13 protein-coding genes are annotated in these 15,893 nt (G+C 62.6%); 5 read left to right on the plus strand and 8 right to left on the minus strand.

The window, feature by feature from the left end:
• Nucleotides 1-14: 14 nt before the first annotated feature.
• The 8 genes from gcvPB to H9529_RS19675 all read right to left on the minus strand — a co-directional run bounded on the left by gcvPB (nt 15) and on the right by H9529_RS19675 (nt 10,094).
• Nucleotides 15-1,544: an aminomethyl-transferring glycine dehydrogenase subunit GcvPB gene (gene gcvPB / locus H9529_RS19640; RefSeq protein WP_092888711.1), complete on the minus strand. Its 1,530-nt coding sequence runs from the start codon at nt 1,542-1,544 to the stop codon at nt 15-17.
• Nucleotides 1,541-2,914 carry an aminomethyl-transferring glycine dehydrogenase subunit GcvPA gene (gene gcvPA, locus H9529_RS19645; RefSeq protein ID WP_176847053.1) on the minus strand — a complete coding sequence of 458 codons (1,374 nt, stop codon included), beginning with the start codon at nt 2,912-2,914 and terminating at the stop codon, nt 1,541-1,543. The genes gcvPB and gcvPA overlap by 4 nt, the downstream gene beginning before the upstream one ends.
• 89 nt (nt 2,915-3,003) lie before the next feature.
• Nucleotides 3,004-4,128 carry an ATP-NAD kinase family protein gene (locus tag H9529_RS19650; protein ID WP_092888705.1) on the minus strand — a complete coding sequence of 375 codons (1,125 nt, stop codon included), beginning with the start codon at nt 4,126-4,128 and terminating at the stop codon, nt 3,004-3,006.
• 1 nt (nt 4,129) lies between these two features.
• Nucleotides 4,130-4,591 carry a tripartite tricarboxylate transporter TctB family protein gene (locus H9529_RS19655; protein ID WP_092888702.1) on the minus strand — a complete coding sequence of 154 codons (462 nt, stop codon included), beginning with the start codon at nt 4,589-4,591 and terminating at the stop codon, nt 4,130-4,132.
• A gap of 4 nt (nt 4,592-4,595) precedes the next feature.
• Nucleotides 4,596-6,113: a tripartite tricarboxylate transporter permease gene (locus tag H9529_RS19660; RefSeq protein WP_092888699.1), complete on the minus strand. Its 1,518-nt coding sequence runs from the start codon at nt 6,111-6,113 to the stop codon at nt 4,596-4,598.
• A gap of 69 nt (nt 6,114-6,182) precedes the next feature.
• Complete coding sequence (locus H9529_RS19665; protein ID WP_092888696.1) at nt 6,183-7,139, minus strand: Bug family tripartite tricarboxylate transporter substrate binding protein; 957 nt, start codon at nt 7,137-7,139, stop codon at nt 6,183-6,185.
• A 132-nt stretch (nt 7,140-7,271) separates the two neighbouring features.
• On the minus strand, nt 7,272-8,726 hold the full coding sequence (locus H9529_RS19670; protein ID WP_092888693.1) for an NAD-dependent succinate-semialdehyde dehydrogenase: 1,455 nt from the start codon (nt 8,724-8,726) through the stop codon (nt 7,272-7,274).
• 432 nt (nt 8,727-9,158) lie between these two features.
• Complete coding sequence (locus H9529_RS19675) at nt 9,159-10,094, minus strand: LysR family transcriptional regulator (RefSeq protein ID WP_092888690.1); 936 nt, start codon at nt 10,092-10,094, stop codon at nt 9,159-9,161.
• A gap of 237 nt (nt 10,095-10,331) precedes the next feature.
• Here H9529_RS19675 and H9529_RS19680 point away from each other — a divergent pair, with 237 nt between their 5' ends.
• From H9529_RS19680 to H9529_RS19700, 5 genes are all read left to right on the plus strand, one after another.
• Entirely contained in the window at nt 10,332-11,876 is a 1,545-nt protein-coding gene (locus H9529_RS19680) for an ABC transporter substrate-binding protein (protein WP_092888687.1), read from the plus strand.
• 160 nt (nt 11,877-12,036) lie between these two features.
• Nucleotides 12,037-12,954, plus strand: a complete 918-nt coding sequence (locus tag H9529_RS19685; protein WP_092888684.1) for an ABC transporter permease — start codon at nt 12,037-12,039, stop codon at nt 12,952-12,954.
• 7 nt (nt 12,955-12,961) lie between these two features.
• On the plus strand, nt 12,962-13,882 hold the full coding sequence (locus H9529_RS19690; RefSeq protein ID WP_092888681.1) for an ABC transporter permease: 921 nt from the start codon (nt 12,962-12,964) through the stop codon (nt 13,880-13,882).
• Complete coding sequence (locus H9529_RS19695) at nt 13,879-14,916, plus strand: ABC transporter ATP-binding protein (protein WP_092888678.1); 1,038 nt, start codon at nt 13,879-13,881, stop codon at nt 14,914-14,916. The genes H9529_RS19690 and H9529_RS19695 overlap by 4 nt, the downstream gene beginning before the upstream one ends.
• Nucleotides 14,913-15,890 (plus strand): ABC transporter ATP-binding protein, encoded by a 978-nt coding sequence (locus H9529_RS19700; protein ID WP_092888675.1) that lies wholly within the window; start codon nt 14,913-14,915, stop codon nt 15,888-15,890. Before H9529_RS19695 ends, H9529_RS19700 begins: the two co-directional genes overlap by 4 nt.
• Nucleotides 15,891-15,893 lie beyond the last annotated feature (3 nt).

The raw sequence follows: 15,893 nt of genomic DNA on the forward strand, positions 1-15,893 counted from the left end.
GGGCGCACCCCACTTCAGGCCGACGCCGCGTGTTTGCGCTGATAAGCGCGCCAGGTCATTGCCCATGTCGACGCGTCCTCGAACACATCGCCCTTCACCTGTGCGACGGGCTGATTATGCGGCGCGGTCTTGACCCGTTCGGGGTTTTCCCGCGCCTCTTGCGCGATCTTGGCTACGACATCGATCCACAGGTCGATATCGGCTTTCGACCATAATTCGCCCGCCTCGGGCGTGAAGGGTTCGGGGACGATCCACGGCTCATGGCTCATCCACCAAGGGTCGATGCCAAAGTCGGCCATCCGGTTGGCGAAATCCATCGTGCCGACCCCGGTTTCCTCGAACAGTGGGGCCAAGGACCAGCGTGTCATTTCCATGCGCGGCGCGGTGATGTCGGGGTTGGATCGCGCCAGCCCGTCGATCTGCGCCAGCCGGTGATCCATGTAGTTATTCGCCACAACCGAGATGTCGGACGCAAGGTCGATGCCTTCGGCCCCCATGGACCGTGCCCACGCGTAGGCTTTCACCACCTGCGGCACGTTGCCCCAGAATTCGCGGATCTTCCCACAGCTTTTGGGCCGATCTTCATCCAGCCGGTAGCCATTTTCGGTTTTGACGATCAGTGGCGCGGGCATGTAGGGGGCCAGTTCCTCTGTGCAGCCATAGGCACCGACGGCGGGGCCGCCACCCGCCTTTGGCGCGCCAAAGGTTTTGTGCAGCATGAACATGCAAGCATCAAAACCCAATTCGCGCGCCGAAAGCTTGCCCATGACCCCGTTGAAATTGGCATGGTCATAGAAAATCAGCGCACCCGCCTCTTTGGCGACCCGCACCCATTCCTTGATCTCAGGGTTATAGATTCCCATGTCATCTGGGTTGTTGATCATGATCAGCGCGGTGCGGTCGGACACGGCGGCTTTCAACGCATCAAGTGATGGATAGCCGTTTTCTTCCAGGGGCAGGTTGACCACCTTGAACCCTGCGGCGGCGGCCGTTGCCGGGTTGCAGGGATGCGCCTGAATGGATGTGACCATTTCGGTGCGCGTGGCCAGCTCACCCCGATCCGCCCAATAGGCGCGTGCGACAGCGGTCATGGTATAGGCGGCATCGGCCCCGCCGCCTGCCTGAAACACAAACTGGTCCATCCCCGACAGGCTGCGCAGGATCAGATCGAAATCATGCAGGATTTCCAGCACGCCTTGCAGTGTATCGGGGTGCTGATAGGGGTGGATTTCGGCCAGTTCAGGGCGCTGCGCCGCGTATTCGGCGGTTTTGGAGTTATACTTCATCGTGCAGGTGCCAAACAGACTGACGCCCATCATGCCCAGTGTCATCTGGCTGAGGTGCAGGAAATGGCGCTGCACCTCAAATTCCGTCAGTTCGGGCAGGTCGGGGCGATCTGCGCGCGCGATGCTGCCCGGCAGGGTCACGGCGGGCAGTTCAGCCTCGGGCGTGGGAAAACGCTGACCACGCGCGCCAGCGCGGCCCAATTGGTGGATCACGGGTTCATTCCAGCGCGCGGCTTGGATTTCGCGGGGTTGGGTCATTTGCACACCTCGGTCAGGTTTTGGGCCAGATGGCGCAGGTCAGCGGCGCTGTGCACTTCGGTCACGCAGTAAAGCGCGCATTGGCCCTGTGCCAGTTCATCAGAGATATCCTTGCCGCCAAAAATCCCGCGCGGGCGCAGCGCGTCGTTGATCTCGGCGACGGTTTTGCCGGCATCGTCAAAGTTGACGACAAATTCCTTGAAAGTCGTGTCACGCCACAGCACGCGCACGCCGGGGATCTGATCGAGCAGCGATTGCGCATAGCGGCCCCGCGACAGGATCGACTGACCGATCTCGCGGAAGCCATCCGGCCCCATAAGGCCCATATAGACTGCGCCCGCAATCGCCCACAGATAGGTGGAATTCCCGGTCCAGTCCTTGCCATGCTCGCGCGACCCGTAAGAGTTCTGATGTGCGGCGGCCAGGCCAAAGCCGAATTCACCGTCCCGCCGTGTTGGGGCGATAGATACGAGAAAGCCGTTGTATTCGCGAACATAGCGTTCTTCATCGCGGCTGGCGATGAAGCCACCCACGCCGCCGCCGCAGTTCATGTGCACACCCAGCGGTTGCACCGGCCCCGTCACAATATCGGCCCCGTAATCCCCTGGTGCTGCCAAAACCCCGAGGCTGAGGGGGTCCACGCCCACGATGGTTTCCGCCCCTGCGGCCCGCGCGGCCGCGGCGATGTCAGCGGGCGTTTCTTCGATCGTACCCAGATATGCGGGGTTCTCGAAGTAGACCGCCGCCACATCCGGCCCCAGCTTTGCGCGCAGATCGTCCATGTCCAGCCGCCCGGTCGCGGGATCTGCGGCGACCAGCACCACCTGAATATGGTTCTCCATCTCGGACGGTTGGCAATAGGTGCGGATCACCGACAGGCGTTCCGGGTCGGAGTATTGCGGCACCAGCACCTTGGACCGGCCTGTCAGGCGCTGCGCCATGCGGATGGCGTGGCCAATTGCGCAGCCCCAGCTATAGACCGGCAGCTGCACCACATCCAGGTTCAGCAATGCGCCCAACTGGCTGGAAAATTCGAACCACGCCTGGTTGCGCCCATGGTCGGATTGGTACGAGCCCCAGACGTTGGTGGCAAATTCGGTGCGGCCAACGATTTCATCGACCACTGCCGGGACATGATGCTGCCAAACCCCTGCGCCGAGGAAGTTCAGATTATCCTCGCAGGTTCGGTTCTTTTTCAGCTTGGTCAGCAGGTCGCGCTTCAGCGCCATTTCGCTGGCGAGCTGCGGCGGCAGGTTCAGCGGTTCTTTGCGGAAGTGATCTTGCGGGATCTGTGCGAACAGGTCCCGCACTGACGATGCGCCGATCTGATCCAGCATATCCTGGATCGCGCCCGGGGCGGATAAGGCCATCCAAGGATGCCCTGTGTCTTTTGGTGCCATCTGATAGCCTCCTGTGTTTATCGGTCGCAATCGGTTGCCTGAGGTTAAGAATGCGGCCTCTAGGCCGCAGCGATGCGCATCATCTGCATTTCACCCGCGCCGGTGCGCACCCGGACGTAGCCTGAAAGCACCTGGTCGAGCTCGGCGCAGCCGGTATCGACCCATAGACAGGGTTGCGCCAAAGCATTCAGCTTTGCCTGGGTTGCCAGAATATCCAGCGCGTCACGCCCGCCTGCCGCACGGATGACGCCTGGATCGATTTGCTGGTTGCCGCGCCCCAATAGAAAACCCTGTTGGCCCGTGACCCCCAGCACCAGCCGCACGGCACGCGCCTGGGTGGTCAGCGCGTGCAGTTCAGCCGCCTGCGCGTCGCGCGCGACCACTTTGCCCCCCTGCACCGCGTCGACGCCCAGCAGCGTGGGCATTTCCCCCAGTGCGCTGACCACCTGCCCGGCACTGGCTCCCGGCCCGATGATATACAACGTGTCGGGCGGCATCTGTTTTGCCAGTTCTGCCGCCGCCAGCGCCAACGCGGCCTGATCGTCGCGCGCGCCCGCGCGGCCCTTGGCGGCCTGCATCCGGCGCGGACGCGCGGGGATACGGGCCATGCCATAGAGGTGCGGCGCAATGTGGCCTGCGCGCAGGGCGGCTTCGTCGATGTCCATCACCTCGGCCTCGGTGAAAGAAGGATGGGACGCGTCGGTCTGCATCAGATCAGCAATCAGATGGCCGGCATTGGCCGGGGACAGCGCGAACACGCCCGAGTGCATCTTGACCCCGCAAGGAATGCCCAACATGGCCGTATCCGGAGCCGCCGCCAGCACGTCGCGCGCCGTCCCGTCACCGCCCGCAAAGATGATCAGATCAACCTGCCCCGCCATTGCGGCCACTGTGATCTGCGTGTCAGCCCCGTTATCCTTCCGTGGTGTCTTCTGGGGCAGCAGCGTCACTTCAAGCGAAATGTTCGCCAGCCAGTCCGCCCCCAATGGGCCTGGCGCCGTCAGTACGACAGTACCGGGGCAGCGCTGCGCCAGAATCTGCAAGGCGCGCCGCGCCCGCAACCCTGCCTGCGGAACAGCCCCACGGCGCAGGGCTTCGGCCACGGTATCCATACCATCGGTGCCTTTCAGCCCGACCGCCCCGCCCAGCCCCGCGACCGGATTGATGACGACACCCAGCCGCATCTCAGAACAACCAGACCTGGATTTGCAGCACGGGCGCGATTTGGCTGAACATGATCCAGAATGCCCCGGCCGAAATCACCGCAACCGGCACAACCAGCTTCAGGCTTTCCAAGGGTTTCGGCGACAGCGTGGCCATCGCAAGGACCAGCATCAGCGTTGTGGAACTGACCAGTCCCAATTCGCGCACCAGCCAGAAATATGCCAGCGACCAGACCACGACGGCCAGGATCATGCGCATTGGCACGGTTTCCGTCTTGCAATTCTCTGGGTGCCGGAAGGCGTGCCAGACCATCAGTAGGGCGCAGGGAGTCAGCACCAGAAACATCAGCCGGGGTACCGCTGTGGGCCCGCCGCCCGGGCCCGGGCGCCATTGACCGTATTCGGTGTGCCAAAATCCCCAGACGCCCAGCACGACCAGAGCGACGGCGCCTGTCAGATACTTCATGTCCAGTTTCGCAGGCATTCGCTTATCTCCGCCGTAAAGTTGCCCAGAAGAACAAGGCCATCACGCCGCCGCCCGTTGCATAGATCGCCAGCGCGATAGGGCTTTGCAGCAGATAGCCCCAATCATTCTGGCCCAGCAAAAGTGCTTGACGCAGCGCGCGCTCAAACCCCGGCCCAAGGATGAAGCCGAGGGCCAATGCCGGGATCGGAATGCCAAAGGTGCGCATCATGACCCCGAACACACCCGCCGCGATCAGCATCCAGACATCGACGATGGAATTTGAAATCGCGTAGGTGCCGACCACCGCCAGTGCGACCACGATCGGAAGAATAATTCGCGGCGGGATCATCGAGATCCGGGCGTAATACGGCAGCAGCGCCTTGCTGACGGCAAGATTCATGATCGTGCCGACCACCAGCAAGATGAAGATCGCATAGATCACTGGCATGTTCGCCTCGATCATCTGTGGGCCGGGGGTGATGCCTTGCATGATGAAGGCGGCGCCAATCAGGGCGGCAGAGCCACTGCCTGGAATACCGAACGAAAACAGCGGTATCAGCGTCGCGCCTGCCGTTGCGCTGTTGCCGGCCTCTGGGGCAGCGATGCCCTCCATGCTGCCCGTTCCGAACGCTTCAGGGCGGGCAGAGGCACGTTGCGCCAGTGCGTAGCTGAGGAACCCGGCCAGTGTTGCACCCGCACCGGGCAGTGCGCCGATAAAGGTGCCCGTCGCGCTGCCGATTGTCATGGCGCGCCATAGGCTGCGGAATTCCGCGCGCGACAGTTTGTCCTTGGCTGGATCATAGCCCGCTTCCAGCGCCACCTGCGCGGCGCGTTCGGCCTCGGTCTGAACGCGGCTGTGAAAGTTACGCCCGACCTGGATCATGATTTCAGACAGCGCGAACAGCCCGATCAGCAGCGGCACCAAGCCGATGCCGCTGGCCAGTTCTGGAATGCCGAAGGTGTAGCGCTGCGCCCCGGTGAACGGATCGCGCCCGATCATCGACAGCATCACGCCGATAGACGCTGCGGCAAAGCCCCGTGTGACGCGGCCTTTGTCCAGCGATGCAATCACCACGATGGACACGATATACAGCGCGAAAAAGTCGCGCGGCCCGAATTTCAGCGCCAGCGCTGCCAAAGGGGTGGCGATGAAGATCAGCACCAGCACCCCGGCCAGATCGCCGAAAACGGAAGAATAAAGCGCCGTGTGCATGGCCGAATTGGGGCGCCCGGCCTGTTTCGCAGGATAGCCGTCCATCATGGTGGCCGCTGCCCCCGGTGTACCCGGCACCCCAAACATGATCGCTGAAATCGACCCGCCGAACAGCCCGCCCTTATAGATGCCCATCAACATGCCAATTGCCGCCGCTGCATCCATCGTAAAGACAAACGGCAGCAGCACGGCCATGGCCATATCGCCCGAGATGCCGGGAATCGCACCAACCGTCACACCCAGAAACACCCCCAGCAACACGGCCAGAAGCACTTCGGGGCGAAAGGCGATGTCAGCCGCGAGGGGCAGGATATCTAGAAGGGGCACAGGGGGACTCCGGGTTTGGGCAGGCGCAGACGGGGTGCTGCGCCTGCCACAATGTTGGTGGTCTCAGCCTCAGTTCACGCTTGCCAGCGTTTCACGCACGGTGTCGAAAGTAGCGTCATAGATCGCTTGCACCCCATCTGCCCGCGAGATGGGGCGCGCGTCGACATTTGCGCGCTCGGCCAGTGCCTGCCCTTCATCGCTGGCATAGGCTGCGGCGATGCCTTCGGACAGGTGGTCGATGACATCTTGCGGCACGTCCGCCGAGGCAAAGATCGTGTACCAGACCGGCATGATCACATCATGGCCGAGTTCGGTCAGCGTCGGGGTGTCGGGCAGGGCGCGTGCGCGCTCTGCCGATGCGACGGCCAGCGGTACCGCGTCACCCGCCTGAACCGCACCGGCAATCGTGGCGGGCGTGGTCACAGCGACGGGAACGGTCCCGCCCAGCAGGAACTGGACCGTTTCACCACCGCCCGAGGTTGGCACCTGATTGGTGGTGAAACCAGCTAGATTCTGCAAGCGCATCAATGGCAGGTGGCTGGAGCTGAGGTATGTGCCGTGCGTGACGGCGATACTGCCGGGGTTGGCCTGCGCGGCGGCGATGAAGCCTGCCAGATCATCGAACCCGGAATCTGCACGCGCCACGATTGTCGGCGCGATTTCAGTGACCTGTGCCAGCGGCACCCAGTCCTCAGGCTCATAAGGCGTGTCTTCCAGCAGTGGCAGGGTGATCAGCGGGCCGTAGTCCGAGATGATCAGCGTATAGCCGTCGCTGCCATTTTCGCGCACGAAGGTCGCGGCATCCAGACCACCGGCGCCGGGCATGTTCACAACCTCGACACGGGTGCCCAGATGGTCCTCGCCGACCTGTGCAAGGATGCGGGCGGCAATGTCGATCCCGCCGCCGGCACCGTAGGGCGTTACAATGCGTATTGTTCCCTCATTGGGAAAATCGGCATAGGCAGCGCTGGTTCCGAGCAGCATTGCCATCGTGGCGGCGGCGGCCGCCTTGATTTTCATGGTCATTCTAATCTCCCTTTTGGTTACGATTATGAAGTGGTCTGCGCACTTCTGTTTAATCTGTTACGAACTTTTGTGCGCGTCAACAAATAATGAAAAGAAACCGCGCACGGATTTCGCCGGGCGCGGCGCGTTGGATCAGCCCTTCTGCAAGCCACCGATGCAGGTGTACTTGGTCTCAAGGAAGTCTTCGAGACCCTGCCAGCCCCCTTCCTTGCCCAGGCCAGACTCTTTGAGGCCGCCAAAGGGCGCTTCGGGCGTGACGATCAGCACTTCATTGATCCCCAGCAGTCCATATTCCAGCGCATCCTGCATGCGAAAAGCCCGGCCCAGGTCGTTGGTGTAAACATACGCGGCCAGCCCGTACTCGGTGTCGTTGGCCTGTGCGATCAGGGTTTCTTCGGTGTCAAAGCGGTAGACGGCAGCGACCGGTCCAAAGATCTCTTCGCGCGCGATGCGCATCTGCGCGGTTGCGCCGGTCATCACGGTCGGTTGGAAGAAGCATGCGCCGCGCTCATGCGCCGTGCCGCCTGTCACGACGGTTGCGCCTTCGCCGACGGCGTCGTCGATCAACGCGCGGGTCTTCTCAATGGCGGCGGCGTCGATCATCGGGCCAATTTCCACACCTTCTTCGGTGCCTGCGCCGACGACCAGATTTTTCGTCCGCTCTGCCAGCCGTGCAACAAACGCATCGTGGATACCAGCCTGCACGAAGATACGGTTCGAGCAGATGCAGGTTTGTCCTGCATTGCGGAACTTGGCGATCATTGCGCCGTCAATCGCGCGGTCGATGTCGGCGTCGTCAAACACGATAAAGGGCGCATTGCCGCCCAATTCCATTGAGACTTTCTTAACCGTTTCAGCACAGTCTCGGATCAGCAGTTTGCCCACTTCGGTTGACCCCGTGAATGTCAGTTTGCGCACCAACGGGTTTCGGGTGATTTCGCCTGCGATCACCCGCGCCGACCCGGTGACGATGTTGACTGCACCAGCAGGGAAACCCGCCATTTCCGCCAGAACGCCCCAGACCAGTGCAGAATAGGGTGTGGCGCTGGCGGGCTTGACGACGACGGTGCAGCCCGCGGCAAGTGCTGGTCCGATCTTGCGGGCCAGCATGGACGAAGGGAAATTCCATGGCGTGATGGCTGCCACAACGCCGATGGGGTGGCGGGTGGTCATCAGCTTGCGCCCAGCCCATGGCGATGGAATGACTTCGCCCATGCTGCGGCGTGCTTCTTCGGCGAACCACAGCACATATGCCGCTGAAGATCCGACTTCGGCGCGTGCTTCCGGCAGGGGTTTGCCCTGTTCTGCGGTCATGATCGCAGCGAGCTCGTCTTGATGTTCAAGGATGAGCGCGTGCAACCTGCGCAGCTTTTCGGCGCGCGCGCTGACTGGAAGGGTGCGGTAGGATAGAAACGCCTGATGCGCGGCATCAATGGCGCGTGCGGTGTCTTCCGCCGTGGCGCTTGGCACTTGGCCTATGGTTTGGCCTGTGGCGGGATCGGTGACGGCGAATTGTGCGCTGTCCGACGCCTGAACCCAGGCCCCGCCGATCAAATTGGCATCAAGCTGTTTTTCCAAAAAGCGCATGGCACCCTCAATATGTGAACTTTTGTTCGTATAGCGGACAAATTTGTGCGCTTCAATCCTGAATCCACGGGATGCCGGTGTCGGACGCAGCCGGGGAGTGTTGCGACGGGTCGGACAAAAGCGCACGACCCTTGTCGATGACATCTGGGGACGGACCCGCAAAGGCTATCGCGTGATGCCCAATGTGATCTTCGTCATGGGGACGGATGGCACGGTCCTTTATCGCAGCATCTGAAACAATACCGACAAGATCGGTTCGGTTCTTGAAGCGGTCTTTAAGCAAGCGATCGTCACCATGGGTGAGTTGAAGGCCAAACCACCATATTCTTTCGCCGCAATCGGCGGTTTGTTGTCGGGCGGTGACGATGGGGCTTTTGCCACGTGATCTGATGCTGCTTGATGCGGCAGCGGAAGCTCTGCCCGTGCCGGCCGTCAGACCCCTTCTGCGTCCTGCGGGGGAACCGCGTCAAAAGGTGGTAGCGTGATTTGACGCGCTGCTTCTTCCTGAATATACGCCGCCAGCGTCCGCGCCGCCACGCTGCGGGTCTGCCAGCGCGGAAAGAACAGCACATACGGAATGGTTCTGACCGGATGGAAAAGGCGCATCACGCCGCCTGGCCGCAGGCAGGACTGGGCCACGAACCCATCAGCCAGCCCAAGGCCAAAGCCGCGCCCGGCCAGTTCACAGGTGACCGGGCCATTCGGTGTTTGATAGCGGATGTCTGGGCGCTCGCCTATCTCATCAAAACACTGCTGCAAGATGCGCCGCACCAGCGTGTTGGTTGCGTTGGATACCAGCGGTTCGCCCACCATGTCCTGCACCGTCACATGGAGCCGCGCGGCCAGCGGGTGATCTTCGCTCATGACGACAACCATGGGAACGCGGATCAGGGGCGCGCTGTCCAGTTCATCCGATTCCAGTGGCAGCGTTGCCACGCCCAAGTCAAAACGCTCACGCCGTATGGAGGGTTCTATTTCAAGTCGCGTGCGCATATCGATCCCGACCGTGACCTGTGGAAAATCTTCGCGCAGCCGACGCAGCGGCTCCAGGAACAGCGCGTCGAGCGCATAGGGCGCGGCCAGCACACGCACATGGGTCTTCAGCCCCATGCGCAGCCGGTTGGCGGTTTCCGTCACCTCATCCAGTTCGGTCAGGGCCAGTTCGATCTGTCGGTATATCAGCCGTGCTTCGGCGGTGGGCTCCAGCCGCCGCACCTTCCGGTCGAACAAGGGAAACCCGACCTCCTCTTCCAGCGCGGCCAGCAGGCGACTGACCTGTGGCTGGGTGCAGTTCAGCCGCTCGGCCGCGACATTCAGGCTGCCGCCTTCCATGAAAGCGCGCAGGGCCTCGAGGCCGCGAAGTTTCATCGGTGCCTCCTTGCGGGAAATGCATGAACTTATACACAACACGAAATTGCCGCGGCTCTCAAGCGTTGTTAGGCTCAACTCACCTTAATCGAACCTTACCCCGGCGGCGGCCCGACGGCCACCTCAGGTGCCTGGCTTTCCCTTTTCGTCGATACCGGCGATGCCCTGAACCCAGCTGGTTCGGGGTGGCGGGGGCATGTCATCGGGTGTTGGGAAAACACAACAGGGAAACAACAAATGTTTGCACGTGCTGGCCTGACAGGGGCCCTTCTTCTTTCCGTTTCGACCGCGCCGCTTATGGCGGGCAAGGCCGATGATACTTTTACCTGGACCACCGCGAATGAGATCGGCTCGGCCGATATCTATTTCGCCAACCTGCGCGAGACGCTGATCGTCACTTATGCGATGTGCGACAGCCTGATCTATCGCGACCCGCTGACCGACGCCTATGAGCCGCTGCTGGCCACGTCGTGGGAATGGACGGATGCGACCACCATGGATGTGACCCTGCGGGAGGGTGTTACCTTTCATGACGGCACCGCCTTTGGCCCAGAAGATGTAGCCTATACGCTCAATTTCGTGGCGGACCCTGCGAATGAAAGCCAGACTCAGCAGTTGACTGGCTGGATCGACACTGTCGAGGTTACGGGCCCCAATTCGGTTCGTATCCATGCAAAATCGCCCACCCCGGCGGCGCTGGAATACATGACCGGCACCATGCCGATCTTCCCCGAAGGACATTATGACAACGCCCCCGAGGTGCCCGGCGCGGACGGCACCCAGCGGCGCGACAATGGCGCGGTGACGCCGGTTTGCACAGGCCCTTACGAAATGACCACGTTCGAGCCGGGCGAAGGCCTGACGCTCGAAAAGAATGAAGGCTACTTTGCCGACAGCCCCAAGGGCACGCCCCAGATCGGCACCATCATTTTCCGCACCATCAAGGATCCCGAAACCCAGATCGCCGAGCTTGTGACCGGGGGTGTCGACTGGATCTGGGGCGTCCCGACCGAGAATGTCGATATGCTTGCCGCCATGGATGGGGTCGAGGTGGTTGCCGCACCGACCCTGCGCATGTCGTTCCTGGAACTGGATGCGGCTGGCCGCAGCGGGGAAGACGCGCCGACGACGGATGTACGGGTGCGGCAGGCCATCGCTCACGCCATTGATCGCGAGGCGATTGTCGAAAATCTGGTGGGTGACGGGTCACGCGTCCTGCCTTCGATCTGCGCGCCAGCGCAATTTGGCTGCGAGACCGATGTGAAGCAATACGACTACGACCCCGAGAAGGCCCGCGCATTGCTGGCCGAGGCGGGCTATGAAGATGGACTTTCGCTGCCGTTCTGGAGCTATCGTGACCGTCAGTATGCCGAAGCGATCCTGAACTACCTGCGTGAGGTAGGCATCACTGCTGACCTGAACTTCGTGCAATGGGGCGCGCTGCGGCCTGCACTTGCTGGTGGCGAGGTAGAGTTGGGTAACCTGACTTGGGGCTCGAACGGGGTGCTCGATGTGTCTGCCTCGACGAGCTACTACTTTGACGGCGGCGAGATGGACTATGCCCGCGATGCGGATGTCACCCGCTGGCTGGAAGAGACGAATGTCGAAACCGACCCCGAGGCACGCAAGGCGCTGTATTCCCGCGCGCTGAACCGAATTGCGGATGAGGCCTACAAGGTGCCGCTGTTCCTCTATGCGCGGACCTATGGGTTCAACGATGCGTTCGATTATCCGATCACGGATGACGAACTGGCGCATTTCTATCTTGGTTCGTGGAAGTAACCGCGTGGTTCGGCGCTGAACAAACCACTCAGAGCATGTCGCGTTCACCCGCAGTCACGCGGCATGCTCGGACGTATCTCTCGCGCATGCTCAAGAACATGCTCTCATCAATTTCCCAAGCAATGGGCTGGGGGGCGACACCCCGGCACCGCGAGGTCGCATGGCATTTTATATCTTGAAGCGGCTGGGTGTGATGCTGGCGGTACTGACCGTCACCTCGATCCTTGCCTTCCTTCTTCTGCATCTTTCCGGCGACCCTGCGGCCACCATGGCAGGCGACGGGGCAAGCCCCGAAGATGTCCGCGTCATCCGCGACGCCTACGGCTTCGACCGTCCATTGCCGGTCCAGTATCTGGATTGGGTCGGTGGTTTGTTTCAGGGCGATTTCGGGCGTTCCTACTATCTGCGCACCGATGTCGCCGAGCTTCTGCCCGAAAGGCTGGCGGTAACGGCGACGCTGGGTGTCGCGGCGCTGGCCTTTGCGCTGGTGCTGTCGATCACGCTGGGTGTTGCGGCGGCGCTGCGTCCGAACACGATCATCGATCGCTTTGCCCTTTGGCTGGCGGTGGCGGGGCAAGCGATGCCGTCGTTCCTGGTGGCGATCGGGCTGATGTATGTCTTCGGTGTCTGGCTGCGCGTGCTGCCGATTTCTGGCGGGGACACATGGCAACATTTCATCCTGCCGGTGGTTGCGCTGGGATACTATGCGACGCCCTCGATCATGCGCCTGACCCGTTCCGGAATGATGGAAGCGCTGCAATCTGATCATGTGCGCACCGCGCGGGCCTATGGGTTGTCGCCTTGGCGGGTGGTCATCCGCCACGCGCTGCGCCATGCCATCGCGCCCATCGTTTCCATCGCCGCAGTCGAAATGGGCTTCATGCTGGGCGGGTCGATTATCGTCGAATCCGTCTTCTCGCTCAAGGGGATCGGGTATCTGGCGTGGGAATCCATCCAACGCGCCGACATTCAGGTGATTCAGGCGATCTTGCTGGTGATTGCGGCCGCCTATGCCGTGCTGACCCTTGCCGCCGACCTGCTGAACGCAGCACTAGACCCGCGCATCCGCGTCTCGTGAGGATCAGATGACAGATACACATACGCCCATTCTTGCAAGCAGCTCCCCCGCCACGGCCCCCGTTTCGGTGCTGTCGCCCGGACAGGTCGCGCTGCGCCGCGCGCTGAAGCACACGGGGTTCTGGGCCGGTGGCGGCATCTTGCTCTTCATTGTGCTCGCCGCGCTCCTGGCGCCGTTGATCGCGCCCTACGACCCTGCCGCGCAAAGCCTTGGCGCCCGCTTTGTGCCGCCGCTTTGGGCGGAAGGCGGCAGCGCCGCGCATTTGCTGGGCACTGACAACCTGGGCCGTGACGTCTTCTCGCGCCTGTTATTCGGGGCGCGCACGTCGGTGATGCTGGGCTTTCTGACCGTGCTGGTTTCGGGCTTCATCGGCGTCTCGCTGGGGCTTGCGGCGGGGTATTTCGGCGGCTGGGTCGATCTGGCGGTGAACTTCCTCATCAACATTCGCCTGACCTTGCCAGTCGTTCTCGTGGCGCTGGTGGTCGTGGCGGTGATGGGCAATTCGCTGACGCTGCTTGTGATGGTGATCGGCCTGTTGCTGTGGGACCGCTTTGCGATTGTCACCCGTTCCGCCACCCAGACGCTGGCGGGGCGCGAATTCGTGACATCGGCCCGGACCATCGGCAGCTCGACCTTGCGCATCATCTTGCGCGAGATCCTGCCCAACATCACTGGCCCGCTGATCGTTGTTGCCTCGATCGAGTTGGCGCATGCGATCTTGTTGGAGGCTTCGCTGTCCTTTCTGGGCCTTGGCGTTCAGCCGCCGCTTGTCAGCTGGGGCCTGATGATCGCCGAGGCGAAAAGCCAGTTGCTGTTCCGGCCCTGGATGATCGCGATCCCGGGGGTCGCCCTGGTGTGCCTGATCCTGGCGATCAACCTGCTGGGCGACGCACTGCGTGACATCACCACACCCGAGGGCAAGGCATGAGCGTAGAATTGCTGAAAATCCGCGACCTGAAGGTCGATATCCCGCTGGCCAACGGTATGCTGCACCCGGTGCGCCGCGTCGATCTGGAGGTAGCGCGCGGCGAAACGCTGGCCATCGTGGGCGAATCCGGTTGCGGCAAATCCCTTACCGCGCTGGCGGTCATGGGTCTTTTGCCCCGCGCGGCACGGCCCACGGTCGCGCAGCATATCTTTGACGGCAAGGATCTGGCGCAGGCCAGTGACCGCCAGTGGCGGCGGCTGCGCGGTGACCGCGTGTCGATGATCTTTCAGGACCCGATGACCGCGCTGGACCCCTGCTACACCATCGGCAATCAGATGTGCGAGATCCTGCGCCAGCATCGCCGCATCTCGCGCAAGGCCGCGATGGCGCGGGCGCTGGATCTCTTGACCCGTGTGGGCATTCCATCGCCCGAGGACCGGCTACGACAATATCCGCACCAGTTGTCCGGCGGCCTGCGCCAGCGGGTCGTAATCGCCATGGCGCTGCTGTGTGAACCCGATCTTATCATCGCCGATGAGCCGACGACGGCGCTGGACGTGACCATTCAGGCGCAGATCCTGCGGCTCTTGAAGGATATCCAGCAAGAGATGGGGCTGGGCCTGATCATCATCACCCATGATCTGGGCGTGGTCGCGGGTGTCGCGGACCGCATCATCGTTATGTATGGCGGCGAGGTCGTCGAAAGCGGCACCTGCGATCAGATCCTCTCTGGCCCGTTGCATCCCTATACCGAGGGCTTGCTGCAATCGCTGCCGCGCCCGGGCGAGACGCAGCCCGGCGACGATCTGGGCTTCATTCCGGGGGTTGTGCCGCGTCAAACCGGGCCGCGAGACAGTTGCGGCTTTGCCGGGCGCTGTCCTTATGCGCAGCCGGTTTGCACACAGGAAGCCGTGCCGATGCGCGATGTCGCAAACCCGGGCGCGGCGCCTCACAGCATGCGCTGCGTGCTGACGCCCGACACTACCGCGCGCGACCCCGACATATGGACGCGCCTGAACGAGGAAACCGCATGACCGACACTGTGCTGGAAATGAATGCCGTCACCCGGAACTATGCCGTTGGCGGTATTTTTTCGCGTCGCCGCACGCTTCAGGCGCTGCGGGGAATCGACCTGAAAGTTGAAAAGGGCAAGACGCTGGGCCTTGTGGGTGAAAGCGGTTGCGGCAAGTCTACGCTGTCGCGGATGCTGCTGGGCATCGAAGAACCCAGTTCGGGCACTGTGCGCATCGACGGGCGGGCGCTGGACAGCTACACCCGGCTGGACCGGGCGCGGTTGATTCAGGCGGTCTATCAGGACCCCTATTCATCGCTGAACCCGCGCATGACCGTTGCGGCGACCATCGCCGCACCGCTGACTGTGCGCGGCACCGGCACAGCCAGATCGCGGCGCGAGAAGGTGCGCGCGCTTGCGGCCGCCGTGGGCTTGCCGGAGCATCTGATCGACGCGTATCCCGGCCAGCTTTCGGGTGGGCAGCGCCAACGCGTCGCCATCGCCCGCGCGCTGATCGCGGAGCCTGAGATCCTGATCTGCGATGAGCCGACCTCGGCGCTGGATGTCTCGGTACAAAGCCAGATCCTCAATCTGCTGAACCGGCTGAAGCGGGAATGGGGGATCACGATGATTCTGATCAGTCATGACCTGTCGGTGATCCACCATCTCGCTGACCGGGTGGCGGTGATGTATCTGGGCCAGATCGTTGAAGAGGGGGACGCCGCTGCGCTGTTCAAGGCGCCGCGCCACCCCTACACGCAGGCGCTGCTGCGCGCCGTGCTCCCCGCGAAGGCAGGCCAGGGCGTGCCCGAGCTGGGGCTGGCGGCCGAGTTTCCGAACCCCGTCAGCCCACCTTCCGGCTGCGCATTTCACCCCCGCTGCCCGCGCGCCGATGGCGGGCTGTGTGCGACCGTTGCGCCCGGTGTGACCGGCAGTGGCACCACCCGTTTCCACTGCCACCATCCGTTGCCGAATGCCGCCGACGCGCAGGCGTGACCC

Origin of the sequence: Roseicitreum antarcticum (genome assembly GCF_014681765.1) — a bacterium.
GTDB classification, from domain to species: Bacteria; Pseudomonadota; Alphaproteobacteria; order Rhodobacterales; family Rhodobacteraceae; genus Roseicitreum; species Roseicitreum antarcticum.